The organism is Stenotrophomonas sp. YJH_SMC_69, assembly GCF_059370495.1.
Map to the genome: position 1 here is coordinate 132,176 of NZ_JCAFTS010000001.1, position 24,563 is coordinate 156,738.

General features: G+C 67.7%; 25 protein-coding genes. 7 read left to right on the forward strand and 18 right to left on the reverse strand.

Annotation, left to right across the window (positions count from 1 at the left end):
- Positions 1-6: 6 nt before the first annotated feature.
- The 7 genes from AC5P8F_RS00660 to AC5P8F_RS00690 all read right to left on the reverse strand — a co-directional run bounded on the left by AC5P8F_RS00660 (position 7) and on the right by AC5P8F_RS00690 (position 5,939).
- Positions 7-408 (reverse strand): hypothetical protein, encoded by a 402-nt coding sequence (locus tag AC5P8F_RS00660; protein WP_075077025.1) that lies wholly within the window; start codon positions 406-408, stop codon positions 7-9.
- Between the two features lie 163 nt (positions 409-571).
- Positions 572-1,249, reverse strand: a complete 678-nt coding sequence (locus AC5P8F_RS00665; RefSeq protein WP_495227535.1) for a Fe2+-dependent dioxygenase — start codon at positions 1,247-1,249, stop codon at positions 572-574.
- A gap of 10 nt (positions 1,250-1,259) precedes the next feature.
- Positions 1,260-1,979: a tetratricopeptide repeat protein gene (locus AC5P8F_RS00670; RefSeq protein WP_014646262.1), complete on the reverse strand. Its 720-nt coding sequence runs from the start codon at positions 1,977-1,979 to the stop codon at positions 1,260-1,262.
- A gap of 68 nt (positions 1,980-2,047) precedes the next feature.
- The gene (locus tag AC5P8F_RS00675) at positions 2,048-4,342 is read right to left on the reverse strand and encodes a TonB-dependent receptor (protein ID WP_495227536.1); all 2,295 of its coding nucleotides are present in this window, start codon (positions 4,340-4,342) and stop codon (positions 2,048-2,050) included.
- A gap of 151 nt (positions 4,343-4,493) precedes the next feature.
- On the reverse strand, positions 4,494-4,895 hold the full coding sequence (locus tag AC5P8F_RS00680) for a hypothetical protein (RefSeq protein ID WP_041863144.1): 402 nt from the start codon (positions 4,893-4,895) through the stop codon (positions 4,494-4,496).
- Between the two features lie 175 nt (positions 4,896-5,070).
- Positions 5,071-5,403 (reverse strand): non-heme iron oxygenase ferredoxin subunit, encoded by a 333-nt coding sequence (locus AC5P8F_RS00685; protein ID WP_014646265.1) that lies wholly within the window; start codon positions 5,401-5,403, stop codon positions 5,071-5,073.
- Positions 5,400-5,939: a GNAT family N-acetyltransferase gene (locus tag AC5P8F_RS00690; protein WP_069117492.1), complete on the reverse strand. Its 540-nt coding sequence runs from the start codon at positions 5,937-5,939 to the stop codon at positions 5,400-5,402. Before AC5P8F_RS00690 ends, AC5P8F_RS00685 begins: the two co-directional genes overlap by 4 nt.
- 208 nt (positions 5,940-6,147) lie before the next feature.
- On the opposite strand from AC5P8F_RS00690, the gene AC5P8F_RS00695 reads away from it, so the two are divergent.
- Positions 6,148-6,798, forward strand: coding sequence for a transposase (locus AC5P8F_RS00695; RefSeq protein WP_495227537.1), 651 nt, complete (start codon positions 6,148-6,150; stop codon positions 6,796-6,798).
- A gap of 396 nt (positions 6,799-7,194) precedes the next feature.
- Here the strand turns inward: AC5P8F_RS00695 and AC5P8F_RS00700 are convergent, their stop codons facing one another.
- From AC5P8F_RS00700 to AC5P8F_RS00720, 5 genes are all read right to left on the reverse strand, one after another.
- Positions 7,195-8,451: a cysteine desulfurase gene (locus AC5P8F_RS00700; RefSeq protein ID WP_046429365.1), complete on the reverse strand. Its 1,257-nt coding sequence runs from the start codon at positions 8,449-8,451 to the stop codon at positions 7,195-7,197.
- Positions 8,448-9,710 (reverse strand): Fe-S cluster assembly protein SufD, encoded by a 1,263-nt coding sequence (sufD, locus tag AC5P8F_RS00705; RefSeq protein WP_495227538.1) that lies wholly within the window; start codon positions 9,708-9,710, stop codon positions 8,448-8,450. Before sufD ends, AC5P8F_RS00700 begins: the two co-directional genes overlap by 4 nt.
- Positions 9,710-10,474 (reverse strand): Fe-S cluster assembly ATPase SufC, encoded by a 765-nt coding sequence (gene sufC / locus AC5P8F_RS00710; RefSeq protein ID WP_329768361.1) that lies wholly within the window; start codon positions 10,472-10,474, stop codon positions 9,710-9,712. The genes sufD and sufC overlap by 1 nt, the downstream gene beginning before the upstream one ends.
- Before the next feature lie 74 nt (positions 10,475-10,548).
- On the reverse strand, positions 10,549-12,024 hold the full coding sequence (gene sufB / locus AC5P8F_RS00715) for a Fe-S cluster assembly protein SufB (RefSeq protein WP_134808589.1): 1,476 nt from the start codon (positions 12,022-12,024) through the stop codon (positions 10,549-10,551).
- A gap of 18 nt (positions 12,025-12,042) precedes the next feature.
- Complete coding sequence (locus AC5P8F_RS00720; protein WP_005408436.1) at positions 12,043-12,498, reverse strand: SUF system Fe-S cluster assembly regulator; 456 nt, start codon at positions 12,496-12,498, stop codon at positions 12,043-12,045.
- Positions 12,499-12,707: 209 nt separating this feature from the next.
- On the opposite strand from AC5P8F_RS00720, the gene AC5P8F_RS00725 reads away from it, so the two are divergent.
- Both AC5P8F_RS00725 and AC5P8F_RS00730 read left to right on the forward strand, forming a co-directional pair.
- A complete protein-coding gene (locus AC5P8F_RS00725; RefSeq protein WP_012479369.1) occupies positions 12,708-13,175 on the forward strand; it encodes an SET domain-containing protein in 468 nt (155 codons plus the stop codon).
- A 162-nt stretch (positions 13,176-13,337) separates the two neighbouring features.
- Positions 13,338-13,880, forward strand: a complete 543-nt coding sequence (locus AC5P8F_RS00730; protein ID WP_032957815.1) for a type 1 glutamine amidotransferase domain-containing protein — start codon at positions 13,338-13,340, stop codon at positions 13,878-13,880.
- 72 nt (positions 13,881-13,952) lie between these two features.
- On the opposite strand, the gene AC5P8F_RS00735 is transcribed toward AC5P8F_RS00730, so the two are convergent.
- The 4 genes from AC5P8F_RS00735 to AC5P8F_RS00750 form a co-directional block, all read right to left on the reverse strand.
- Positions 13,953-14,549, reverse strand: a complete 597-nt coding sequence (locus tag AC5P8F_RS00735; protein ID WP_014646273.1) for a YceB family lipoprotein — start codon at positions 14,547-14,549, stop codon at positions 13,953-13,955.
- Between the two features lie 82 nt (positions 14,550-14,631).
- Entirely contained in the window at positions 14,632-15,165 is a 534-nt protein-coding gene (locus tag AC5P8F_RS00740) for a hypothetical protein (protein WP_032957813.1), read from the reverse strand.
- Between the two features lie 56 nt (positions 15,166-15,221).
- The gene (locus AC5P8F_RS00745; protein WP_014646275.1) at positions 15,222-15,530 is read right to left on the reverse strand and encodes a DUF3861 family protein; all 309 of its coding nucleotides are present in this window, start codon (positions 15,528-15,530) and stop codon (positions 15,222-15,224) included.
- 255 nt (positions 15,531-15,785) lie between these two features.
- On the reverse strand, positions 15,786-16,184 hold the full coding sequence (locus AC5P8F_RS00750; RefSeq protein ID WP_010483539.1) for an HU family DNA-binding protein: 399 nt from the start codon (positions 16,182-16,184) through the stop codon (positions 15,786-15,788).
- Between the two features lie 371 nt (positions 16,185-16,555).
- Here AC5P8F_RS00750 and AC5P8F_RS00755 point away from each other — a divergent pair, with 371 nt between their 5' ends.
- Positions 16,556-16,987, forward strand: coding sequence for an OsmC family protein (locus tag AC5P8F_RS00755; protein ID WP_014646276.1), 432 nt, complete (start codon positions 16,556-16,558; stop codon positions 16,985-16,987).
- Positions 16,988-17,153: 166 nt separating this feature from the next.
- Here the strand turns inward: AC5P8F_RS00755 and AC5P8F_RS00760 are convergent, their stop codons facing one another.
- Both AC5P8F_RS00760 and AC5P8F_RS00765 read right to left on the reverse strand, forming a co-directional pair.
- The gene (locus AC5P8F_RS00760) at positions 17,154-18,032 is read right to left on the reverse strand and encodes a PhzF family phenazine biosynthesis protein (protein ID WP_053496181.1); all 879 of its coding nucleotides are present in this window, start codon (positions 18,030-18,032) and stop codon (positions 17,154-17,156) included.
- 130 nt (positions 18,033-18,162) lie between these two features.
- Positions 18,163-19,035, reverse strand: a complete 873-nt coding sequence (locus tag AC5P8F_RS00765; RefSeq protein ID WP_014646278.1) for a PhzF family phenazine biosynthesis protein — start codon at positions 19,033-19,035, stop codon at positions 18,163-18,165.
- Between the two features lie 75 nt (positions 19,036-19,110).
- Here AC5P8F_RS00765 and AC5P8F_RS00770 point away from each other — a divergent pair, with 75 nt between their 5' ends.
- The 3 genes from AC5P8F_RS00770 (at position 19,111) to murD (ending at position 24,524) form a co-directional block, all read left to right on the forward strand.
- Positions 19,111-21,705, forward strand: coding sequence for a bifunctional aspartate kinase/diaminopimelate decarboxylase (locus AC5P8F_RS00770; protein ID WP_014646279.1), 2,595 nt, complete (start codon positions 19,111-19,113; stop codon positions 21,703-21,705).
- 76 nt (positions 21,706-21,781) lie between these two features.
- On the forward strand, positions 21,782-23,134 hold the full coding sequence (gene murL / locus AC5P8F_RS00775; protein WP_014646280.1) for a UDP-N-acetyl-alpha-D-muramoyl-L-alanyl-L-glutamate epimerase: 1,353 nt from the start codon (positions 21,782-21,784) through the stop codon (positions 23,132-23,134).
- Positions 23,115-24,524, forward strand: a complete 1,410-nt coding sequence (gene murD, locus AC5P8F_RS00780; protein ID WP_495227539.1) for a UDP-N-acetylmuramoyl-L-alanine--D-glutamate ligase — start codon at positions 23,115-23,117, stop codon at positions 24,522-24,524. The genes murL and murD overlap by 20 nt, the downstream gene beginning before the upstream one ends.
- The last annotated feature ends 39 nt before the right edge of the window (positions 24,525-24,563 follow it).

Sequence of the window (24,563 nt, forward strand, 5' to 3'; positions counted from 1 at the left end):
CGTGGATCAGGCGAGCGGCGGCGCCTGGCCGCGTTGCTGACGGCGCCCGGGCGCATCGGCCCAGGGCGTGTCCGGAGCGGCCAGCGGCCAGTCCGGGCGCACGCCGGGCATGGCCGGCATGGCGGGTACGAGGTCGAGCTCAGTGCGCAGCCAGTGGCTGGCCAGCAGCAACGGCGGGCGTGCCTTCTCGGCCGCCTTCACCGGAGCGGAGGCGCAGCGGCGCAGCTTGGCCGGCGCCTCTTCCTGCAGGGGTGTTTCGCCGCCACGTTCTTCCAGTGGCATCTGCACGGCCATTCCGGCCTGGGCCTGTGGCAGCAGCGGCAGGGTGCCCAGCAGCAACGCCAGCATTGCCACCCACGCCAGCAGGCTGGCCAGCGCAGGACGCTGGCCGCGCATGGCGGTGCCCATCTTGCGATGGATGAGTGGGCGAGGGCGAAGCGGGCGCAGCAAGCGGGGGTTCCCTGGGGCTGCCGGCAGCGGCCGGCATCAACGGGGCGTGATTGTAATGAGAGCTGTTAGCTGTTGCAAATGAGAATGATTGCCAAAATGTCGCAGGCCGGCCCGGCAAGGCTCAGACTTCGCTCCAGCGCCGCAACAGGTTGTGGTACACGCCGGTCAGCTGCAGGACCGCCTCGGCGTCGCCGCCGGTCTGCCGCAGGCGCTCGATCGCGCCATCCATTTCCCACAGCAGGCGGCGCTGCACATCGTCGCGGATCATGCTCTGCACCCAGAAGAACGAGGCCACGCGCGCGCCGCGGGTGACCGGCCGCACCTGGTGCAGGCTGTTGGACGGATACACGACCAGGTCGCCGGCCGGCAGCTTCACTTCGTGCTCGCCGTAGGTATCGCTGATGATCAGCTCGCCGCCTTCGTATTCGTCCGGCGCCGACAGGAACAGGGTGCAGGAGATGTCCGAACGCAGCTGTTCGCCATTGGCCAGGTTCATCACCGCGCCATCGACGTGGTAGCCATAGGTGCCGCCACCGCTGTAGCGGTTGAAGCGTGGTGGCAGGTACTTCAGCGGCAGCGCGGCACTGAAGAACAGCGGATGCCGGGCCAGCGCGACGAGGATGATCTCGCCCAGTTCGCGGCGCAGCGGCGAAGCCTCGGGCAGCTGCTGGTTGTGCTTGGCCTGTGCGCCCAGATGCCCCACGGTTTCGCGGCCATCGGTCCAGTCGGCGGCGTCGAGGCGGCGGCGGAAGTCGGCGACCTGGTCGGCGCTGAGAATGTCGGGGATGTGCAGCAGCATGCGGGACTCCTCAGAGGGACGGCGGTGCGACCAGGGCGCGCACCTGTGGATGCGGTGACGCGGCCAGCTCCGGCACGATGTGCGCCATGAATGCCGGGCTGCCGTGCGCCAGTGCGAGCCGCAGCCAGTGCACGGCCTGCTCGACCTGGCCGGCCTGCAGCAGGATCGAGGCGTAGTTGGCCTGGCCGCGGAAATCACCGGCCTCGGCCGCGCGCTGGTACCAGGCCAGCGCCGCCTGCGGATCGGGTGCGGTATCCAGCCCGTCTTCGAGGTGGCGGGCCAGCAGGTTCATCGATTTGGCGTGGCCCAGGTGCGCGGCACGGGTGTACAGGGCCAGTGCCTGCGCGCGGTCCTGCGCAATGCCGCGGCCGGTGGCCAGCAGGTTGGCCAGGTTGTACAGGCCCCAGTCCAGGCCGGTGTCGGCCGCGCGCCGGTACCACACCGCCGCCAGCGCCAGGTTGACCGCCGTGCCGTGGCCCAGCTCATGGCAGCGGCCGAGCATGTTCATCGCCATCGGCGCGCCGTTGTTGGCGGCGGTTTCGTACCAGAGCAGCGCCGCCGAGGCGTCCTGTGCGGTGCCTTTGCCTTCCATGTGCATCTGCGCGAGCAGCAGCTGTGCATCGACCTGCCCAGCCTGCGCAGCGTCGCGCACGCGTGCGAACGCGGCCTGCGGATCGTGCTGCAGCAGCTCGGCCAGGGCGTCGCTGTCGATGGGGGTACGGGTTGCCATGGGGTGAGTATCGCCGGAAACAAAAACGGCGGCAGGAGAGCCTGCCGCCGTGGTGGAGCGAAGCTACATCAGAACTTCACGTTCAGTGCCAGGGTGGTCGAGCGACCCGGGGCGATGCTCGCGTAGTGCGAGGCATAGGCCTTGGTGAAGTAGGTCTTGTCGGTCAGGTTCTGCACGTTGAGCTGCAGGCTGATGTTGTCCTGGATCGCGTAGCTGGCCATCGCGTCGAAGCGGGTGTAGCTGGCGATCCACTTGGTGTTGGCGACATCACCGTACTGCTTGTCCGAGTAGAACGCACCGGCACCGACGGTCAGGCCGATGGGGAAGCGGTAGGTGGTCCACAGGTTGGCGCTGTGCTTGGCGGTGTTCGGGAATACGTTGCCGTTGTACGGCGAGGGCACGTAGACGTTGGACGGGCAGGTGCGGCCGACCGGTGCACCACAGACGAAGCCGTTGTCCTTCAGTTCCGAGTCCAGGTAGGTGTAGCCGCCGTACAGGCTCCAGGCGTCGGTCAGCTGGCCGGTGAAGCCCAGCTCGAAGCCGTTGATTTCCTTCTTGCCGGCATTCTGGCTGGTGCCGTTGTCGACCGTCACGCGCGCGTTGTTCATCACCGTGTGGAAGATCGCCGCGGTGAGGTTCAGGCGCTGGTCGAACAGGTCCCACTTGGTGCCCAGCTCGAGGTTCTTCGTATCCTGCGGCTTGAGGTCGGCCACGGCGGCGCTCAGGCCGTCCGAACCATCACCACCGTCCATGCCCGGCGGAGTCGAGGAGGTGCCCCACGACAGGTAGATGCTGCCGTTGGCGGCCGGCTTGAACACCACGCCGGCCTGGTAGTTCAGGAAGTCGTTGCTGTTGCGCACGCGGGTCGGTGCCTTGCCGGCCACCGGGGTGGTCAGGGTGGTGCGGAAGTCGTCGTAGCGCAGGCCGAGGTTGATCATCCACTGCTCATTGAGCTCGATGGTGTCGAACACGTAGGCCGAGGTGGTCCTGGTGCGCTGCTCTACGTCCAGTGCATTGTCGCTGCGGTACACCGAATGGGTGGCCGCCCACGGATCGCGCGGGTTCGGATTGGCGAAATCGGTGCAGTTGTAGCCGGTGGCCGCGCCGGTGGTCGGGCACTTGCTGTTGCCGGTGAGCGGGTTGCTGGTGCCCGGGGTCATCAGATAGCTGCCGCGGGTCATCTTCTCGTCGCTGTATTCCACGCCCGCGCTGTAGCTGTGCTTGAGCGCACCGGTCTGGAAGGCACCGGTCAGGCCCAGCTGGTCGGCGAAGCTCTTGACGTCGACGGCACGGCTGTTGGTCCGGCGCCACAGGGTGCCGTAGTTGTTCGGGTTGCCCTGGCTGTCGTCAGGCTGGGTCCACAGGTAGTCGTTGCTGGTGTTGCCCAGGCGCGCGATGTTGCGCAGCTTGTGGCCGCCGAAGTCGTAGCTGGCATCCAGGGTGCTGATGTCGGCGCGGGTACGCTGGAAGTCACGGTCGACCAGGCCGTAGTAGTTGTTGCGGTCCGGCACCATCGGGCGGCCGTCGACCCACTTCGAGGCCGGCGCACCGTTCGGGTTGCCATACGGGAAACCACCCGCATCGGGCAGATCATCGCTCTGCATGTGGTAGTGGCTGGCGATCAGCTGGGCCGGGCCGTTCAGGCCGAACGCGATCGACGGCGCGATACCCCAGCGGCTGACATTGGCGGCGTCACGGCCAGCGATGTCCGATTCGTGCTTCATCAGGTTCAGGCGCGCGGCGATGCCATCGCCCAGCACGTAGTTGGCGTCCACGGTGCCGCGCGCGTAGCTGTCGGTGCCGATGCCCATGCTGGCGCTGGTCTCGTTCTTCAGCTTCGGCGTCTTGCTCACAAGGTTCAGGCTGCCACCGCCGGAATCACGGCCGCCGTAGGCCGAGCTCGGGCCCTTGACTACTTCCACCTGCTCCAGGTCGAAGATCTCGCGGGTCTGCGAGCCGACGTCGCGCAGGCCATCGACGAAGACGTTGCTCTGCGAATCGAAGCCACGGATGAAGGGGCGATCACCGGTCGGATTGCCGCCTTCGCCGGCACCGAAGGTGATGCCCGGCACCATGCGCAGCGCATCCTGCAGGTTGGTCGCACCGGTTTCGGCGATCAGCTTTTCCGAGACGATCGACACCGACTTCGGGGTGTCCAGCAGTTCAGCGGTGAACTTCGGCGAGGACGGATTGAACCAGCTGCCGCGCACCTGCACCTTGTCCAGCTCGGTGGCCTTGCGGGAGGAGGCTGCGTCAGCGCTGTCGGCCGCCTGTGCGGCCAACGGCGCGAAGCCGGCGGCCAGGGTGGCGGTGGCGAGCAGGGAAACGCGCGGGGCGCGCTTGCGGGACGTGATGTGGGTCATGGCTTGGGTGGTAGTGGCTGGGATCGGAAAGGGGCGAGGGCCGAAGCGCAGACAGCGCGACGGCATGTAGAGGGCGTCTTCTGTAGAGCCGAGCCGATGCTCGGCTGGGCGGCGGACGACTCCAGGCGCACGGCAATGGCCGCAGGGCGCCTCAGCTGGCGTGCGGTGCGGGCGGTGCGTGGCCGGGGTTCAACCGCAGTGCGGGATCGTGCAGCTGCCAGTGCAGGGCATCGGAGCGCCACAGCGGAACATGCGCGACCAGGGCGGCGCGCGGGGGAGCCAGTCCGGTACAGGGCGTTGTGCCCTCGCCATCCAGCGGCGGCTCCGGTGCTGGCACCGCATGGCGCGGGCACTCGTCCGCCGGCGGGGCCGGCATCGGCATAGCCTGCTGAAGATCTTCAGCGTGTGCCTGCCAGCCGTAGGTGGCGGGTCCATCGCGCCCTTCGTGCAGGGCCGACCAGCCCAGCAGCAGCGTCAGCAGCAGGGCCACAGCCAACGGCCACCCATGGCGGGCAAGCTGGCACAGCGTGGCGGCGGGCGCGGGCAAAGCCATGGCGCAGGGGACGGAGTCGTTACGAAGATGTTACGTAGGATAACATCAACGATAATGATTCGCATATGCGCGGGCGAACGAGCAGTCTGGAGGCCCGGGGAGGCCCCTGAACGCCTCTCAGCGCGCTCCGCTGGCTTCCACCCCTGGGCGGAGTCGCCGGCGCCCGAACGCCGCGTCAATCGCGGTCGTCGCGGGTCCAGACGGCGTCGTGTTCGCGCTTCACCGGGAACTTGGGTACCGGCGTATAGGCCGGGGCGCACAGGGCGCGGCCATCGCGCACGTCGAAGCGCGCGCCGTGCAGCACGCATTCCACGCTGCCTTCGTCGGTGTTGAACTCGCCCGAGGACAGCTCGAACTCCTCATGCGTGCACTGGTCTTCCAGCGCGTACAGCTCGCCGTCGAGGTTGAACACCACGATCGGCGTGCCGGTCACTTCGTCGAACACGCTCTTCATTTCACCGGGCAGCAGCTCGTTGCCGGCACACACGAAGGTCCAGGTATCGCTCACGCGGCGGCTCCGGCCAGTGGCTTTTCCAGGACCTCGAAGCGCAGGTCGTCGCGCTTGGGGATTCCGAAGCGTTCGTCGCCATACGGGAACGGCTTCTTGATGCCGGTACGCTGGTAGCCGCGGCGCTCGTAGAAGGCGATCAGTTCGTCGCGTACGTCGATCACCGTCATCTGCATCACCGGCACCTTCCATTCGCGTGCGGCGTGCGCTTCGGCGGCGTCCATCAGCTGCTTGCCGACCCCGCCGCCCTGCTGGGCAGGATCGACCGAGAACATGCCGAAGTAGCCGTTGCCGTCGACGTCGGCAACGTGGGCGCAGGCCACAAGAACGCCTTCGCGCTCGGCCAGCAGGATGGTCGAGCGCGGGCGGTCGAGGTCGGCCTGGATGCCTTCGGCGTCGATGCGGGCGCCATCCAGCAGGTCGGCTTCGGTGGTCCAGCCAACGCGGCTGGCGTCGCCACGGTAGGCCGAGGTGACGAGGGCGATCAGGGCGGGGATGTCGGCCGGCGTGGCGGCGCGGAAGGTCAGGGTGCTCATGGCCCCATTCTAGGTGGGGCGTGGGCGGGCGCAAATGGGGGAGTGGGGTCAGATCCCTTTCGCAACGCGAAAGGGATCTGACCCCGGCATCTACTGACTCAACGGCAGGCCATGGACCGACTGGCACGGGCCCGGAATCGGCAGATGCTCGGGGTCAGATCCCTTTGCGCAGCGAAGGGCCCTGACCCCCTGCTACCAGGAGCAGCCCATGCCAAGGCCACGGCGCATCGATGCGCCCGGATATCCGCAACATGTCGTCCAGCGCGGCAACAATCGCCAGCCCGTGTTCTTTGCGGATGGCGACCGCGTCGCCTACCTGCGCCTGCTGTGTCATCACGCAGACCAGCAGCACTGCCGGGTCCACGCTTATGTGCTGATGGACAATCACGTCCATCTTCTGGCAACGCCTGATCTCTGCGGCGGGCTGTCGCGGATGATGCAGGCCGTGAACCGGACCTACGTACGTCGGGTGAATGATCGGCAGGGCCGCACCGGCACGTTATGGGAAGGGCGCTTCCACTCCACGGTGGTGGATACGGATCGCTATCTGCTGGCCTGCCAGCGCTACATCGAGCTCAACCCGGTTCGGGCGGGGAAGGTGGCGCATCCCGGTGACTATCGCTGGTCGAGTTATCGTGCCAATGCGCGTGGCAGGCCCAATGCGCTGCTCGAGCCGCATTCGGCATTTGAGCTGATGGGTTCTGATGCGGATGAACGGTGCAGGCGCTATGTGGAGTTCATCGAGGCGGGTATTCCGGCGGGGGATCTGCTGGCGATCCGGCGGGCATTGCAGTCGCAACGGCGGCTGTCGGGAATGCTGGTGGGGTCAGATCCCTTTCGCGTGGCGAAAGGGATCTGACCCCGGTGTGCTGCGGGCGGTATGCCACGTTCATCTGGTCGCGATCCGGCGGGCATTGCGGTCGCAACGGCGGTTGTCGGGAATGCTGGTGGGGTCAGATCCCTTTCGCGTGGCGAAAGGGATCTGACCCCGGTGTGCTACGGGCAGTATGCCGCGTTCATCTGGTCGCGATCCGGCGGACATTGCAGTTGCAACGGCGGCTGTTGGGAATGCTGGTGGGGTCAGAGCCCTTTCGCGTGGCGAAAGGAATCTGACCCCGGTGTGCTGCGGGCGGTATGCCGCGTTCATCTGGTCGCGATCCGGCGGGCATTGCGGTCGCAGCGGCGGCTGTCGGGAATACTGGTGGGGTCAGATCCCTTTCGCGTCGCGAAAGGGATCTGACCCCGGTGTGCCGGCTCAGCCCAGCAGCTTGCGTACCTTGGTCAGCGCGGTCATGAAGCGCTCGATCTCGGCGTGCGTGTTGTAGAACGCCAGCGAGGCACGGCAGGTGGCGGCGACGCCGAAGTACTGCAGCAGCGGGTGTGCGCAGTGCTGCCCCGAGCGCACGGCCACCCCTTCCAGGTCGAGCAGGGTGGCCAGATCGTGCGCATGCGCGCCATCGATCAGGAACGAGACCACGGCGGCCTTCTCCGGCGCTTCGCCGATGATGCGCAGGCCGTCGACGCGGCGCAGCTCCTCGGTGAAGTGCGCCAGCAGTTCGGCTTCGCGGGCTTCCACGTTCTCCTGGCCGAGCTGCTGCAGGTAGTCGGCGGCCACGCCCAGGCCGATGAAACCGGCGATGTTCGGGGTGCCGGCTTCGAACTTGTGCGGGGCATCGTTGAACACGGTGCCGTCGAAGCTGACTTCCTTGATCATCTCGCCGCCGCCGAGGAACGGCGGCATCGCGTCCAGGTGCTCGCGGCGCGCCCACAGCGCACCAGTGCCGGTCGGACCGCACATCTTGTGGCCGGTGATGGCGTAGAAGTCGCAGCCGATCGCGGCGACGTCGACCTTGCGGTGCGGCACCGCCTGCGAGCCATCGACCACGGTGATGATGCCGCGCTTGCGCGCTTCACGGCAGATCTCGCGCACCGGATTGACCGTGCCCAGCACGTTGGAGACATGGGTGACCGCCAGCAGCCTGACCTCCGGGGTCATCGCCGCACGCAGCGCATCCAGGTCCAGCGCGCCATCGGGCGTGATCTCGGCCACGCGGATGGTGGCGCCGGTACGTTGCGCGACCAGCTGCCACGGCACGATGTTGGCATGGTGTTCCATGCGCGTGATCAGGATCACGTCGCCGGCCTTCAATCGCGGCAGCGCCCACGAGTAGGCCACCAGGTTGATGGCGAAGGTGGTGCCGCTGCACAGCACCAGGTCGCTGGCGCGCACGTTGAGGAAGCGTGCCAGCTTGTTGCGTGCGCCTTCGTAGGCGTCGGTCGCTTCGCTGCCCAGTGCATGCACCGCGCGGCTGACGTTGGCGTTGTAGCGGCGGTAGAACTCATCCACCGCGCCGATCACCTGTACCGGCTTCTGGCCGGTGTTGGCGTTGTCGAAATAGACCAGCGGCTTGCCGTGCACTTCACGCATCAGCAGCGGGAAGTCGAGGCGGACGCGATCCCAGTCCGGGGCGCCGGTGCGTTCTTCGATCGGGCGTGGCGTGGACAGGTTCATGCCACACCCGCCTCGGCCAGGGCCTTGTCCAGGCGGCGTGCCAGCTGCTCGCGCAACGCGTCCGGCAGGATCTTCAGCGGTTCATGGCAGAACGCAGCGCTCAGCAGTGCCTGCGCCTGGACCTGGGGCAGGCCACGCGAGCGCAGGTAGAACAGCGCATTGGCATCGAGCTGGCCGACGGTCGCGCCGTGCGCGGCCTTCACTTCATCGGCGTCGATCACCAGCGTCGGCTGGGTGTCGATCTCGGCATCGGCCGACAGCAGCAGGTTCTTGTTGGACAGGTTCGCGTCGGTGCCGTCGGCGCCTTCGCGGATCTGGATGCCGCCATGGAACACCACACGGCTGCGGTTGGCGGCAACGCCGCGCCACAGCAGCTCGCAGGCGGTATCGCGCGCGATGTGGTCGATGCCCAGGCGGGTCTCGACGTGGCGGCGGCCATTGCCGAGCAGCACGCCGTTGGCGGTCAGCCGGGCGTTGTCGCCTTCCAGGCGCACGTTCAGTTCGTGGCGGCTGAGCGCGGCGCCCAGTTCCAGGTCCACGCGGTGGTACTGCGCGTCGCGGGCCAGCACCGCGTCGGTACGCAGGAAGCTGGTCTGGCGGGCGCTGCCGGCCTGCACGCGGGCGTGCTTGAGTACGCCATCGCGGGCGACGTGGGCATGCAGCACGGTGTTGTCCAGGTGGGCGGAGTCACCCACGCTGAAGCGGTGCTCGACCACGCCCAGGCTGGCGCCGGCGCGCAGTTCGATCAGGTGGCGATGGTGCCAGGCCAGGTCGGCTTCGCCGGCGACGCTGGCGAATACCAGCTGCAGCGGCGTTTCGACCTGCACGCCTTCATCCACGCGCAGCACGACGCCTTCATCGGCCAGTGCGGCGTTGAGCCGGGCGAAGATCTCTTCGCTGCGCTCGTAGCGACGGCCAAGGAAACGCACGGCGTCTTCGCCAGCGGCCAGCGCGGCCGACAGCGGCTGCAGCTGCACGCCGGACGGCAGGGCCTGCACATCGCTCAGCGCGGCATCCAGGCGGCCGTTGACGAACACCAGGCGCGGCGCCGGGATGTCGTCCAGCAGCGCGGCGTCCAGCGCCGGGCCCTGCAGCGGCGCTGCAGCGAACGCACGGCGTTCCAGCTGGCGCAGCGAGGTGTACTTCCAGGCTTCATTGCGGGCGGCGGGCAGGCCGTCGCGCAGGGCTGCATCCAGCACTTCGCGGCGCGCATCGCTGCCACAGAAGGCCTTGGCCATGGAGTCAAGCAGGGCGCTCATCAGACCGCCGCCTCGGGCACGACCCGGTCCTTCAGGAAATCGTAGCCGTGCGCTTCCAGCTCCAGCGCCAGCTCGGGGCCGCCGCTCTTGACGATGCGACCATCGGCCAGCACGTGCACCACGTCCGGCTTGATGTAGTCCAGCAGGCGCTGGTAGTGGGTGATGACCAGGAACGAACGGTCGGCGCCGCGCAGTGCGTTGACGCCGTCGGCCACGCTCTTCAGCGCGTCGATGTCCAGGCCCGAGTCGGTCTCGTCCAGGACCGCCAGCTTCGGTTCCAGCACGGCCAGCTGGAAGATCTCGTTGCGCTTCTTCTCGCCGCCGGAGAAGCCTTCGTTGACGCCACGGTGCAGCAGTTCGTCCTTCAGGTGCAGCACGGCCAGCTTCTGCCGCACCAGCTTGAGGAACTGCATGGAATCGAGTTCTTCTTCGCCGCGCGCCTTGCGCTGGGCGTTCAGTGCCGCGCGCAGGAAGTAGGTGTTGTTCACGCCCGGGATTTCCACCGGGTACTGGAACGCCAGGAACAGGCCGGCGGCGGCACGTGCTTCCGGGTCCTGCTCCAGCAGGTCGACGCCGTCGAACTGCACGCTGCCTTCGGTCACTTCGTAGCCGTCGCGGCCGGCCAGGACGTTACCCAGGGTGGACTTGCCGGCGCCGTTCGGGCCCATGATGGCGTGCACCTGGCCGGGCTTCACATCCAGCGACAGGCCCTTGAGGATTTCCTTGTCGCCGATGCGGGCGTGGAGGTTTTCGATCTTCAGCATGGTGGGGGTTTCCGTGGGGCGGGCCAGGGCCCGCCGGTAAAGAGAATGCGTTTGCGAGGGGCAGGGGCGGGCGGTCAGCCCACCGAACCTTCCAGCGAGACTTCCAGCAGCTTCTTGGCTTCCACCGCGAACTCCATCGGCAGTTCGCGGAACACCTGCTTGCAGAAGCCGTCGACGATCATCGACACCGCGTCTTCCTGGCTGATGCCACGGGCGCGGCAGTAGAACAGCTGGTCATCGGAGATCTTGGAGGTGGTGGCCTCGTGCTCGACGGTGGCGCCCGGGTTCTTCACCTCGATGTAGGGGAAGGTGTGGGCGCCGCACTGCTTGCCGATCAGCAGCGAATCGCACTGGGTGTAGTTGCGCGCGCCATCAGCATTGCGGTCCACGCGCACCAGGCCGCGGTAGGTGTTCTGACCGCGGCCGGCGCTGATGCCCTTGCTGACGATCTTGCTCTTGGTGCGCTTGCCGACATGGATCATCTTGGTGCCGGTGTCGGCCTGCTGGCGGTGATGGGTCAGCGCGACGGAGTGGAATTCACCGACCGAATCGTCACCCAGCAGCACGCACGAGGGGTACTTCCAGGTGATCGCCGAGCCGGTCTCGACCTGGGTCCAGGTGACCTTGCTGCGCGCGCCACGGCATTCGGCACGCTTGGTCACGAAGTTGTAGATGCCACCGACGCCGTTCTCGTCGCCCGGGTACCAGTTCTGCACCGTGGAGTACTTGATCTCCGCATCTTCCAGCGCGACCAGCTCGACCACCGCGGCGTGCAGCTGGTTCTCATCGCGCATCGGCGCGGTGCAGCCTTCCAGGTAGGAAACATAGGCCTTGTCCTCGCACACGATCAGGGTGCGCTCGAACTGGCCGGTGTGGCCGGCGTTGATGCGGAAATAGGTGCTCAGTTCCATCGGGCAGCGCACGCCCTTGGGAATGAACACGAAGCTGCCGTCGGAGAACACCGCCGAGTTGAGCGCGGCGAAGTAGTTGTCACCGACCGGCACCACGGTGCCCAGGTACTGGCGCACCAGCGCCGGGTGTTCCTTGATGGCCTCGGACATCGAGCAGAAGATCACGCCCTTCTCGGCCAGTTCCTTGCGGAAGGTGGTGCCCACGGATACCGAGTCGAACACCGCATCCACCGCCACGCCGGCCAGCTTGGCGCGCTCGTGCAGCGGCACGCCCAGCTTGTCGTAGGTGTCGAGCAGTTCCTTCGGCACATCATCCAGCGAGGCGTACTTCGGGCCCTTCGGCGCGGAGTAGTAGCTGAGCGCCTGCAGGTCGATCGGCGCGATCTCCAGCTTGGCCCAGTCCGGCATCGGCAGGGTCAGGAAGTGGCGGTAGGCATCCAGGCGCCACTGCGTCATCCACTCCGGCTCGTCCTTCTTGGCCGACAGGGCACGGATGGTGTCCTCGTCCAGACCCGGCGGCAGGGAGTCCGACTCGATCTCGGTGATGAAGCCGGCCGAATACTTGCGGCCGAGCTGCTCGTGGATCTCGCGGTTGGGGGTGTCGCCGTGGGCGACGTTTTCGATGGTTTCGGTGGCCATGGGGGGGCTGCCTACGGATCAGGAGACGACGTCGACAGCGATGGTGCGGCGCTGTTCGTCATCGGCAAGGGGGAGAGGGGGCAGGATCTGCGCGAGGGTGACATCGCGCAGGGCCTCGGAGACCACGTCGTTGATCAGCCGCCAGCTGCTGCGCGCGCCGCACTTGGGCGCCATGCCGCACTGGTGGTGGTCGTGGCTGCATTCGGTCAGGGCCAGTGGCCCTTCCATCGCTTCGACCACTTCGAACAGCGAGATCTCGATGGCCGGGCGGGTCAGGCGGTAGCCGCCACGGACGCCACGCAGGCCTTCGACCAGGCCGGCCTGGGCCAGTGGCTTGAGCACCTTGCTGACGGTGGGCGGCTCCAGACCGGTGAATTCGGCCAGCTCGGTGGCACTGAGCACTTCGCCCGGACGGGCGGCCAGCACGGTCAGCACGACGGTGGCGTAATCGGTGAGTTTGGTGACGCGCAACATGGGGATGCGAGTGGTTCTTAAAGCGGACTGAAATTGTACGCTTTTATTCGCCACCATCCAAGCCGGGCATTCAGCCGGCGCTTGGGCCAGGCCGGGAGGACACACCGCGGCCGTTGCCGGGGCGCAATGCTGCGCCAACGGGGTGATTTTCGCAATCACCCGGAATGGGCGAGAATCCCCATTCCATTCGCTGCAAACAGCCCGCGCCGATGCCGAAGAAGATCCAAGCCCGCAAGTCCGCCATCCATGGCAACGGCGTGTTCGCCGTGGCCCCGATCAAGCAGGGCGAGCGCGTGATCCAGTACAAGGGCCTGCTGCGCAGCCACGGTGATGTCGATGCCGATGACAGCGGCGACGTCGAAAGTGGCCATACCTTCCTGTTCACCCTCAACGATGACTGGGTGATCGACGCCAACTACAAGGGCAACGACGCGCGCTGGATAAACCACAGCTGCGACCCGAACTGCGAGGCGGTGATCGAGGAGGACGAGGACGGCGACAGCCGGGGCGACAAGGTGTTCATCGAGGCACTGCGTGATATCAAGGCCGGCGAGGAGCTGACCTACAACTACGGCATCACCCTGGCCGAGCGCCACACCGCCAAGCTGAAGAAGATCTGGGAGTGCCGTTGCGGCTCGCCCAAGTGCACCGGCACGATGCTGCAGCCCAAGCGCTGATCGGTACCGGGTAGTGCCGGCCGCTGGCCGGCAAGGCGCAATCCAGGTGCCGGCTAGCGGCCGGCACCACCCGGCGGCTCTCCACCTGCCGTGCACGACAGGGTCACCGCCGCGCAAGGGCCGTTCTTCCATTCTGTGGGCTCCCCCAACCGGAGTGCCTCCATGGCAGAGCGATTGAAGGGCAAGCAGATTGCCATCCTTGCCACCCACGGCTTCGAACAGTCTGAACTGATCGAACCCAAGCGTTTGCTGGAAGCGGAAGGGGCGCGCGTCAGCGTGGTCTCGCCCGCAAAGGAAGCGACGATCAAGGGCTGGAAGGAGAAGAACTGGGGCGACGCCGTCGCGGTGGATATCCCGTTGGATGAGGCCGATCCTGCACGCTTCGATGCGGTGGTTCTGCCCGGCGGGGTCATCAATCCGGACACACTGCGCACCGATGATGCCGTACTGGCCTTCATCCGTTCAGTGGATGAAGCCGGCAAGCCCGTGGCGGCGATCTGCCATGGCCCGTGGCTGCTGATCAACAGCGGCCTGGCCGATGGCCGCGAGCTGACCTCCTGGCCTTCCCTGCAGCAGGATCTGGCGAACGCGGGTGCGACATGGCGCGATGCCGAGGTGGTGGTCGACGGCAACGTCATCACCAGCCGCAAGCCGGATGACATTCCGGCTTTCAGCGAGGCGGTGGTAAAAGCGCTTGCCGCCTGATGCGCTACCGGTAGTGCCGGCCGCTGGCCGGCAGATGCAGTGACGTGCTGCCGGCCAGCGCCCGGCACCACCTCATTTGCCCAGCAGGCCTGCCGGTACCAGGTTGCCCAGGTTCTGGTTGAAAGTGACCACCAGCTTGCCGTTCTTCACCTGTGCCGACTGCACCTGCAGGGCGCCGAGCACCCCGGCCACGGCCGGGTCCAGCTTGTAGATCGGTTCGCGCTGGGCGTAGTCGCTCAGCCACGCATTGAGCAGGCCACGGGTGCGCGAGTCGAGGCGGCCGCCCTGGTTGGCCGGGGTGAAGTCATCCACGCTCGGCTGCTGCAGGTGAAAGCCCTGGGTCTGCGCGTCGTAGCGCAGGCCGCTGCTGAGCTTCACCGTGCCCAGTCGGGCCGGGTTGCCGCCGGCGGTGGCCAGCGCGACGTCCATGCCCAGGTTCAACCGTTCGCCGGCCGGAAGGCTCAGCTGCGGATGGCTCATGGTCAGGGCGATCAGGCCGCCGAGGGCGTCCTGGGTGCGCGGGAAGCTGCCATCGAGGTACTGCTGCACGTCGCTGGCGCCCACCGACAGTTCGCGGCCGGAAATGGAGGGAGCCGCCTGTGCACCGATCGCAGCGGCGATCAGCACGGTGGAGGCCGCGAGGCGGGTCATCAGGGAACGCAGGCGCATGTCGGTGACCGGTGGGAAGCAGATGGATGGATCAAAGAGTAGCCGCGCAGGCTGAATCGCGCGTGCATGCCGCTGCAACGGTTCAGTCCAGCGTTGGACGCAGCTGTGCCGACTGGATCTGCCAGGCGCTGCCGTCGCTGCTGGGCTGCACGCGGTACCAGCCGCCGAAGCGGAACGTGCCATTGGCGGTGACCGCACGGATCTGCACAGGGACTTCAAGCAGCCGCGGTGGCTGCCGGTCATCTCGGGCGATCGGGGTATCGCTGTGCAGGCGCAGCGTGCGCAGGTCCTGCAGCTGCCGCAGCGCGGCGTCGTCTGCATGCCGCGGGTCGCCGGGTGGGATCGTCCAGGCAGCATCGCTGGCGGCGCGGTCGCGGTTGAGCAGTGCGGCGACGTAGCGGTTGAGCATCGTCGACGGCGGCTCTGCGCCGTCGTCGACGGCGGACAGCAGCGTCATATCGCTCGCCTGCAATGCTGCGGGACCGGGGCCGGTACCGGTGTCCGCTGCTGCGGCGACGGGAGCGGACGCTGCCGTGATGTGATCATTCGTCTGTGCCGCCGGGCGTGAACAACCCAGCAGCACCAGTGGTGCGATCAGGAACAGGATCCTGCGCATGCCCGCCTCCTCCCCGAGGCAACCTGGAGGGCGGCAGTGTATCGGTTGCGCCGCTATCAGCGGGAGGAGGGCAGCTGCTCCAGCGCGTCCAGCGCCGGCAGGACCTGGCCGGCGATGGCGGCCAGTGCGTGGCCGTCGGTCTCGGCGTGGCGCTGTACGATGTCGCGCAGCAGCTGGGTGGCGATCACCAGGGTCGCGCGCTCGTCGCCACTGATGCCGGCGGTACGCGGGGCCGCTTCCAGCAGGCGCATCAGGTCGCGGCCGGCGCGGTGTTCCAGTTCGATGGTGCAGCGCCCGGTGCACTGCAGCCCGTCCTTTTCGATCGGGGTTACCGAGATCCGGTAGCGGGTGGAGGGGCTGGCCATGAGGGTGTGCTCGCCGTAGCTGTGGAGGATGTGCCCACCATAGGCAAGGCCACGGCTGGCGGCGACGGCCGGCGCTGCACGCAGTGTTCCACCCGGTACGTTCCGCGCCCTTTGCGGAGCACCGGCAGCCAATGCTGGCGGGCCTGTACGGGGATTGCCGGGGCCGCGGCAACGCTGTGTTGCGGGGTGTGGTGCGGACAAAAAAAAACGGGACGGCCAGAGCCGTCCCGTCGGAATCCGCGTTGGGGCGCGCGCTTACAGCGCGGCGTCCTTCAGCTTCTTCAGCGGACGCACCTTCAGCTTGGTGGTGGCCGGCTTGGCAGCGAACCACTGCTCTTCCTTGGTGAACGGGTTGATGCCCTTGCGCTTCGGCTTGGCCGGCACATTGACGGTGGTGATCTTCAGCAGGCCCGGCAGGGTGAACGAGCCAGCGCCCTTCTTGTGCACCGAGGAGGCGACGGCGCTTTCCAGCGAGGCCAGCACAGCGCGGACGTCCTTGGCGATGACGCCGGAGGCTTCAGCGATGTGTGCAACCAGGCCGGACTTGGTCAGCACTTCCTTGATCGGCTTCGGAGCGGCCGGCTTGGCGGCTGCCTTCGTCGCGACTTTCTTCACTGCCTTCTTCGGGGCAGCCTTCTTAGCGGTCTTTGCCATGGTTTCCTGTTCCGTGAACGGTTGGTTGTGTGGTCGGCGCCGAACCCCGTCGGCAAGCGCAATGTAGGGCAACTCTCGGGCGCCGCCAATAGCCCGAAGCGCGGAAAGTGCATGTTTTTTCATATCCAGGCCGATTCAGTACATGGCCGGCGGTGGGGGGCGGGGGCGCTGCAGCGTGCGCGATGGCTGCTGCCTGCCCGTTGCTGGAATGTGCGAAACCACTGAAAACAAGGGAAAAGTCCGCGTCAGTCTGGCGAAGAAGTGACCAGCTGTCCGATGTCCGGCGGACGTGCGGCATGCGGCGGAGCGACGCAGGGCTAACGCGTCCCGTGCGAGAGTGGCCGTTCATCACCGCCACGCAGGAGCAGCACATGGGAATCTCGCGACACGCCACCGCGCACTGGGAAGGCGATCTGAAGTCGGGCAAGGGACAGCTGAGCACGCCGCAGAGCGGGCTGCTGGACAAGACCCGCTACGGTTTCAACAGCCGCTTCGGCGACGAGAAGGGCACCAATCCGGAGGAGCTGATCGCCGCCGCGCACGCCGGCTGTTTCACCATGGCGCTGTCGGCCAAGCTTGGTGAGGCCGGCTTCACCCCGACCTCGCTGGACACCGAGGCCAAGGTCGATCTGTCCCTGGAGGGCGGCCCGCAGCTGTCGCAGATCCGGCTGAAGGTGAAGGCCGTGGTGCCGGGCATCGACGCCGCACAGTTCCGTGCCATTGCCGATGACGCCAAGCAGAACTGCCCGGTGTCCAAGGCGCTGAGCGCGGTGCCGATCAGCCTGGAAGCCGAACTGGGCTGAGCCACGGTAGTGCCGGCCGCGGGCCGGCAACCGCATGATGCCGGGGTCCATGTAGCAGCCGGCCAGCGTTATGGCGGCCTTCCTGGTCCCCACCCTCCGGGCCGTCGCGTCCGACGTTGGCAGCGGCTCCTGCCGCTGCCTTCGGCTCTACCACCCGCCAGCGCGATCACCAATCAAGGGTGCCGGTAATCACCGTCTGCACCTGCCCGCCCGACCAGACCTCGCCGTCTTCATCGACCCGCAGGGTCAGGCGCGCGTCATGGCCGACTTCGCGGCCCTGGCTGACTTCGAACGGTGCACGGCCTCGGGGCAGCGCATCGCGCAGGTCCAGCCACGCGGCCAGCACGGCATTAGCCGCGCCGGAGGCGGCGTCCTCGAAGCGGCGGCCATTGCCGACGAAGGCACGTACTGCAAGATCGAAGCCTTCGCCGCCATCGCTGAAGGCGTAGGCAAACACGCCCATGCTGTCGGTGGATTCGGCCAGAGCCGCGACCGCGTCCCAGTCCGGGCGCAGTGCGCGCAGTGCCGCTTCATCGGCCACCTGCACCACCCACCAGCTGCGCCCGCCCTGCATGCGCGCCGGCGGCAGCGAGCCCAGCGGCCAATCCTTCAGCGCCGCCTGCAGGCGCGGGTCGGTGGCCTCGGCGATCTCCGCCAGCTGCGCGCGCGGGGTGCGGATGGCAATGCGCTGCTGCGCGCCCTCGCCGCTCACGCGCAGCGGCAGCGCACCGGCGATGCCGTCCTGCACGAGCACGCCGTCGACTGGCGCGGCCAGGCCCGCCTGCAGCACCGCATGCGCGGTGCCGACGCTGGGATGGCCGGCGAACGGGACCTCCTTCTGCGGGCTGAACATGCGCAGCCGGTAGCTGGCGCCTGCGACCTGCGGCGGGAACACGAAGGTGGTCTCGGGCAGGCGCGTCCAGCGCGCAATGGCCTGCATGCTGGCATCGTCCAGGCCTTCGGCATCAAGCACCACGGCCAGCGGATTGCCGGCACCGGCGCGCGGGGAGAACACATCCAGCTGCAGGAAACGGCGGGTGGACATCGGGCGGGACTCCAGTAGACAGGCGGCATAGCGTAGCGCGGGGCACAAAAAAGGGGACGGAGGGAATTAAGTCGCTTGTGCCCCAAGTGCCATAAGCGACTTAATTCCCTCCGTCCCCTTTTTTCGTGCGCTACCAGCGAAGGTGGCCGTCGATGACCGGCTGCACCTGGCCGCCGATCCAGACCGTGCCCTGCGCGTCGACCTGCACCTGCACGTGGCCATCGCGGCCGACTTCGCGGCCCTGGCTGGCCACGTAGTGGCCCTCGCGGCCGGGCAGGGCGTTGCGCTGCCGCAGCCAGGCAGCGATCAGGGCATTGGCGCTGCCGGTGACCGGATCTTCCGGCACGCTGGCCGCATCGGCGGGGCAGAATGCGCGCACCACACGGGTGTGGTCGGTACCGGCTTCGTCGGCGAATACGGCCACGCCGGTGGCCTCGGTGGCAAGGCTCCAGTCGCGCAGGGCGGCCATGTCCGGCGCCAGGCCGCGCACAGCGGCGGCATCGCGCAGCGGCAGCAGCCACCAGCGCGCGCCGTTGTCCCAGAGTTCGGGCACGTGCCCGTTGGCGGCTAGGGCCAGCAGTGTTTCGGGTGCCGCATCTGCGCCAGTCGCCAGTTGCCGCGCCGGTGGGCTGGCCAACTGGATCTGGAGTGCCTCGGCCGGGCCGCTCACCCGCACGGGCAGCACCCCCGCCGCGCACTGCTGCAGCAGGGCGCCGTCGCGAGGCTGGGCCAGGCCGCAGCTCACCGCCGCCCAGGCCGCGCCGACGCTCGGGTGGCCGGCGAAGGCCAGCTCACGGGTCGGGGTGAAGATGCGGATGTGGTAGTCGGCGCCGGGCGCGCTGGGGCGCAGGAAGAACACCGTCTCGGACAGGTTCAGCCAGGCGGCCAGGGCCTGCATCTGCTCGCCGGAGAGCGCATCGGCGTCCAGCAGGGCACCCAGTGGATTCCCGGTTCCGGGGCGGGAGGCGAAGACATCGAGCTGCAGGTAACGGAGGAGGGCCATCTACGGGGATATTGCGCTTAGAATCAAAGGTTCCGCCCCCGAGGGCGGCTTCCCCACATTCTACATAGCCAATCCATGTCAGCTTCCCCCCTTGTCGATCGTTGGATCGTACTGAAGTTCGGCGGCACCTCGGTGTCGCGTCGTCACCGCTGGGACACGATCGGGAAGCTGGCGAAAAAACGCGCGGAAGAGACCGGCTCGCGCGTGCTGGTGGTGGTGTCGGCGCTGTCCGGGGTCACCAACGAACTGACCGCGATCGCCGATGGCGCGCCGGACAGCCGCGATCGCGTGGCCGCGCTGGTCGAACGCCATGAAGGCTTCCTGGCCGAACTGGGCCTGGGCCGCGAAGTACTGGCCGAGCGCCTGGCGGCACTGCAGGGCCTGCTCGACGACCCGCGTGCGGCCACCCGTCCGCTGCAGTGGCAGGCCGAAGTGCTGGGCCAGGGCGAACTGTTGTCGTCCACGCTGGGCGCGGCCTACCTGCACGCCTCGGGCCTGGACATGGGCTGGATGGATGCCCGCCAGTGGCTGGACGCGATGCCGCCGCAGCCGAACCAGAGCGACTGGTCACAGCGCCTGTCGGTGAACTGCCAGTGGCGTGCCGACGCGGAGTGGATGCAGCGCTTCCGCGCGCAGCCGACCCGCCTGCTGATCACCCAGGGTTTCATCTCGCGGCATGCCGATGGCGGTACCGCCATCCTCGGCCGTGGTGGCTCGGATACCTCGGCGGCGTACTTCGGCGCGCTGCTCGGCGCCAGCCGCGTGGAAATCTGGACCGATGTGCCGGGCATGTTCAGTGCCAACCCGAAGGATGTGCCGGACGCGCGCCTGCTGACCCGCCTGGACTACTACGAGGCGCAGGAAATCGCCACCACTGGTGCCAAGGTGCTGCATCCGCGCTCGATCAAGCCGTGCCGCGATGCAGGCGTGCCGATGGCCATCCTCGATACCGAGCGTCCGGAACTGCCGGGCACCAGCATTGACGGCAGTGCTGCACCGGTACCAGGCGTCAAGGCGATCAGCCGCCGCAACGGCATCGTGCTGGTGTCGATGGAAGGCATCGGCATGTGGCAGCAGGTCGGCTTCCTGGCCGATGTGTTCAACCTGTTCAAGAAGCATGGCCTGTCGGTGGACCTGATCGGTTCGGCCGAGACCAACGTCACCGTGTCGCTGGACCCGTCCGAGAACCTGGTCAACACCGATGTGCTGGCCGCGCTGTCGGCCGACCTGTCGCAGATCTGCAAGGTGAAGGTGATCGTGCCGTGCGCGGCGATCACCCTGGTCGGCCGTGGCATGCGTTCTCTGCTGCACAAGCTGTCGGACGTGTGGGCCACCTTCGGCCGCGAGCGCGTGCACATGATTTCGCAGTCGTCCAACGACCTGAACCTGACCTTCGTCATCGACGAGGCCGATGCCGATGGCCTGCTGCCGATCCTGCATGCCGAGCTGATCGACAGCGGTGCGATGCCGGTGGAAGAAACCGAAGTGTTCGGCCCGCGCTGGCGCGAGATTGCCGGCACCGTGCGCCCGCGCGGCACGCCGTGGTGGCGCGGCCAGCGTGCGCACCTGCTGCAGCTGGCCGATGCCGGTACGCCGCGCTATGTCTACCACCTGCCGACGGTGCGCGCCCGCGCCCGCGCGCTGGCCGCGATCAAGCCGATCGACCAGCGTTACTACGCGATCAAGGCCAACAGCCACCCGGCCATCCTGCAGCTGCTGGAAGCCGAGGGCTTCGGGCTGGAGTGCGTCTCGTACGGCGAGCTGAAGCATGTGTTCCAGCACCTGCCGGAGCTGTCGCCGCGGCGCGTGCTGTTCACTCCCAGCTTCTGCCCGCGCAGCGAGTACGAGGCGGCGTTCGCCCTTGGCGTGACCGTCACCGTCGACAACGTCGAAGCGCTGCAGCGCTGGCCGGACCTGTTCCGCAGCCGCGAGCTGTGGCTGCGCGTCGACCTGGGGCGTGGCGAAGGCCACCATGCCAAGGTCCGCACCGGCGGCAAGGAGTCCAAGTTCGGCCTGCCGATCGCCCGCGTGGACGAGTTCGTGCGCGCGGCCACCGAGCTGGGCAGCCGCGTGGTCGGCCTGCATGCGCACCTGGGCAGTGGCGTGGAAACCGCGCAGCACTGGCGCCTGATGTGCGATGAGCTGGCCGGCTTCGCCCGCCGCATCGGCAGCGTGCACACCATCGACATCGGTGGCGGCCTGCCGATTCCGTACAGCGACGAAGACGAGCCGTTCGACCTGGACGCCTGGGCCGAGGGCCTGGCCGAGGTCAAGGCGCTGCACCCGGCATTCCGCCTGGCGATCGAGCCGGGCCGCTACCTGGTGGCCGAATCGGGCGTGCTGCTGACCCATGCCACCCAGGTGGTGGAAAAGGACGGCGTGCGCCGCGTGGGCCTGGATGCCGGCATGAACACGCTGATGCGCCCGGCGCTGTACGACGCCTGGCACGACATCGAGAACCTCAGCCGCCAGGGTGGTTATGCCGAAGCGGCGTTCGATGTGGTCGGCCCGATCTGCGAATCCAGCGATGTGTTCGGCAAGCGCCGCAAGCTGCCGGTGTCGACCGCGCCGGACGACGTGATGCTGATCGCCGACGCCGGCGCGTACGGCTATGTGATGGCCAACACCTACAACCAGCGGATGCTGCCGCGCGAAGACGTGATCGAATGACCACCGCGCGCGCCCTGCACCCGCCCACCGACACGCCCCGCGCCATCGCGCGGGCCCGTGCCTGACCGGATACACCATGACTGCTTTCGACAAACACCAGGTTTCCCGCTTCCGCTTCGTCCGCTGCGAATTCGCCGCGGATACCGGCGTGGCCAGGCTGGTCTACGCCTTTGATGACGGCCCGGAGATGGTGGAAACCATCACCGTGCCCGGCGCCCCGTTCGTGCTGGACGAAGCGCGTAGCGCCGCCGTGCAGCGCGCGCTGCAGCTGCTGCACCTGATCGCCGGTGTCAGCTACTACAAGGCCGGCGTACCGGATACGGTCAGCATCGACAGCTACAGCATCGATGCCGATACCGCCGCGCTGGTGGAGACCATTTACCTCAACGGCCTGGGCGAATTCGCCTACCGCAACGGCCTGAACCTGCGCGGCCGCTTCCGGTTGCCGGTGCAGGGCGTAGCTGCGCAGGCGCCGGCGCTGGGCCTGCAGCCGCACGCGCTGGTGGCCATCGGCGGCGGCAAGGATTCGCTGGTCAGCATCGAAGCGCTGCGCCGTGCCGGCGTGGACGAGACCGTGACCTGGATCGGTGGCTCGCAGCTGATCCGTGCGTGCGCCGAGCGCACTGGCCTGCCGACCTTGAACCTGGGCCGCACGCTGGCACCGGAACTGTTCGAGTTGAACCGCCAGGGCGCCTGGAACGGCCATATCCCGGTGACGGTGGTGAACTCGGCGATCATGGTGCTGGCCGCGTTGCTGCACGGCGTGGACCAGGTTGTGTTCTCCAACGAGCGCTCGGCCAGCTACGGCAGCCAGATTCCAGGCACCGGCGAAGTGAACCACCAGTGGTCCAAGGGGTGGGCCTGCGAGCAGGCCTTCGGTAGCCATGTGCAGAAGTACGTGGCGGCGGACCTGCAGTACTACTCGCTGCTGCGCCCGATGTCCGAGCTGGCGGTGGCCCGCCAGTTCGCCAAGAGTGACTTCTACGACGCGCATTTCTCCAGTTGCAACCGCAACTTCCACATCCTCGGCGAGCGCCCGGTGAACCGCTGGTGCGGCGTCTGCCCGAAATGCCATTTCGTGTTCCTGGCGCTGGCCCCGTTCATGCCCAAGACGCGCCTGGTGCGCATCTTCGGCCGCAACCTGCTGGACGATGCCGAGCAGGCCGGTGGCTTCGATGCGCTGCTGGAATTCCAGGACCACAAGCCGTTCGAGTGCGTGGGCGAAGGCCGCGAATCGCGTGCGGCGATGGCGACCCTGGCACAGCGCCCGGAGTGGAAGGAAGACGTGCTGGTGAAGCGCTTCTGCAACGAGATCCAGCCGCAGCTGGATGCCGCCGAATTGGAACTGGCACCGCTGCTGCAGCTGCAGGGCGAGCACCGTGTTCCAGCTGCGCTGTGGGAACGGGTGCGTGAAGATTTCGAAGCTTGAAGGAAAGCGCGTCGCGCTGTGGGGCTGGGGCCGTGAGGGCCGCGCCGCGTTTGCGGTGCTGCGCGCGCGCCTGCCCACGCTGGCATTGAGCCTGTTCTGCCCGGTGTCCGAGGTCGAGGCGGCGCGTGCGGAAACGGAGGGCGCGCTGGACGTGCGTGGCGAGCCTTCCGCTGAAGCGCTGGCCGCGTTCGACGTGGTGATCAAATCGCCCGGCATCAGCCCCTACCAGCCGATCGCGATGGCGGCTGCAGGGCAGGGCACCAGCTTCATCGGTGGCACCGCGCTGTGGTTCGCCGAACACGCGGCCGACGATGGCATCGTGCACGACACCGTGTGCGTGACCGGTACCAAGGGCAAGAGCACCACCACCGCGCTGGTTGCGCACCTGCTGCGTGCCGCCGGCCATCGCACCGGCCTGGTCGGCAACATCGGCCTGCCGCTGCTGGAAGTGCTGGATCCCCAGCCCGCGCCCGAGTACTGGGCGGTGGAACTGTCCAGCTACCAGACCGGTGAGGTGGCACGCAGTGGCGCCCGCCCGCAGGTGGCGGTGGTGCTTAACCTGTTCCCGGAACACCTGGACTGGCACGGCAGCGAACAGCGTTACATCGAAGACAAGCTGCGGCTGGTGACTGAAGCTGCACCGCGCATCGCTGTGCTCAACGCCGCCGATCCGCACCTGGCCGCGCTGTCGCTGCCCGACAGCGAAGTGGTCTGGTTCAACCAGCCGCAGGGCTGGCACATGCGCGGCGACATCGTGCATCGCGGTGAGCAGGCCGTGTTTGATACCTGCAACACGCCGCTGCCAGGCCGCCACAACCGCGGCAACCTGTGCGCGGTGCTGGCCGCGCTGGAAGCGCTGGGGCTGGATGCCGTAGCGCTGGCACCGGCGGTGCAGGACTTCCGTCCGCTGCCCAACCGCCTGCAGCGCATCGGCATGGCCGATGGCCTGACCTACGTCAACGATTCGATCAGCACCACGCCGCATGCCAGCCTGGCCGCGCTGGAGTGCTTCGCCGGCCAGCGCATCGCGCTGCTGGTGGGGGGGCATGACCGTGGCCTGGACTGGACCGATTTCATGCAGCACATGGCGCACGATGTGCCGCCGGTGGAGATCGTGACCATGGGCAGCAACGGCCCGCGCATCCACGCGATGCTGCAGCCGTTGGCCGACGCCGGTCGCTTCGGCCTGCATGCGGCGGGCGATCTCGCCGAGGCGATGGCCTTGGCGCGCGCCGCGCTGGGCGAACAGGGCGGGGTGGTGCTGCTGTCGCCGGGTGCACCGAGCTTTGGTGCGTACCGCGACTACGTGGCGCGTGGCCGTCATTTCGCCGAGCTGGCCGGCTTCGATCCGGACAGCATCAGCGCGATTCCGGGGTTGGGCATCGGGTAAGGGGTCGGATCCCTTTCCGCAGGAAAGGGCTCTGACCCC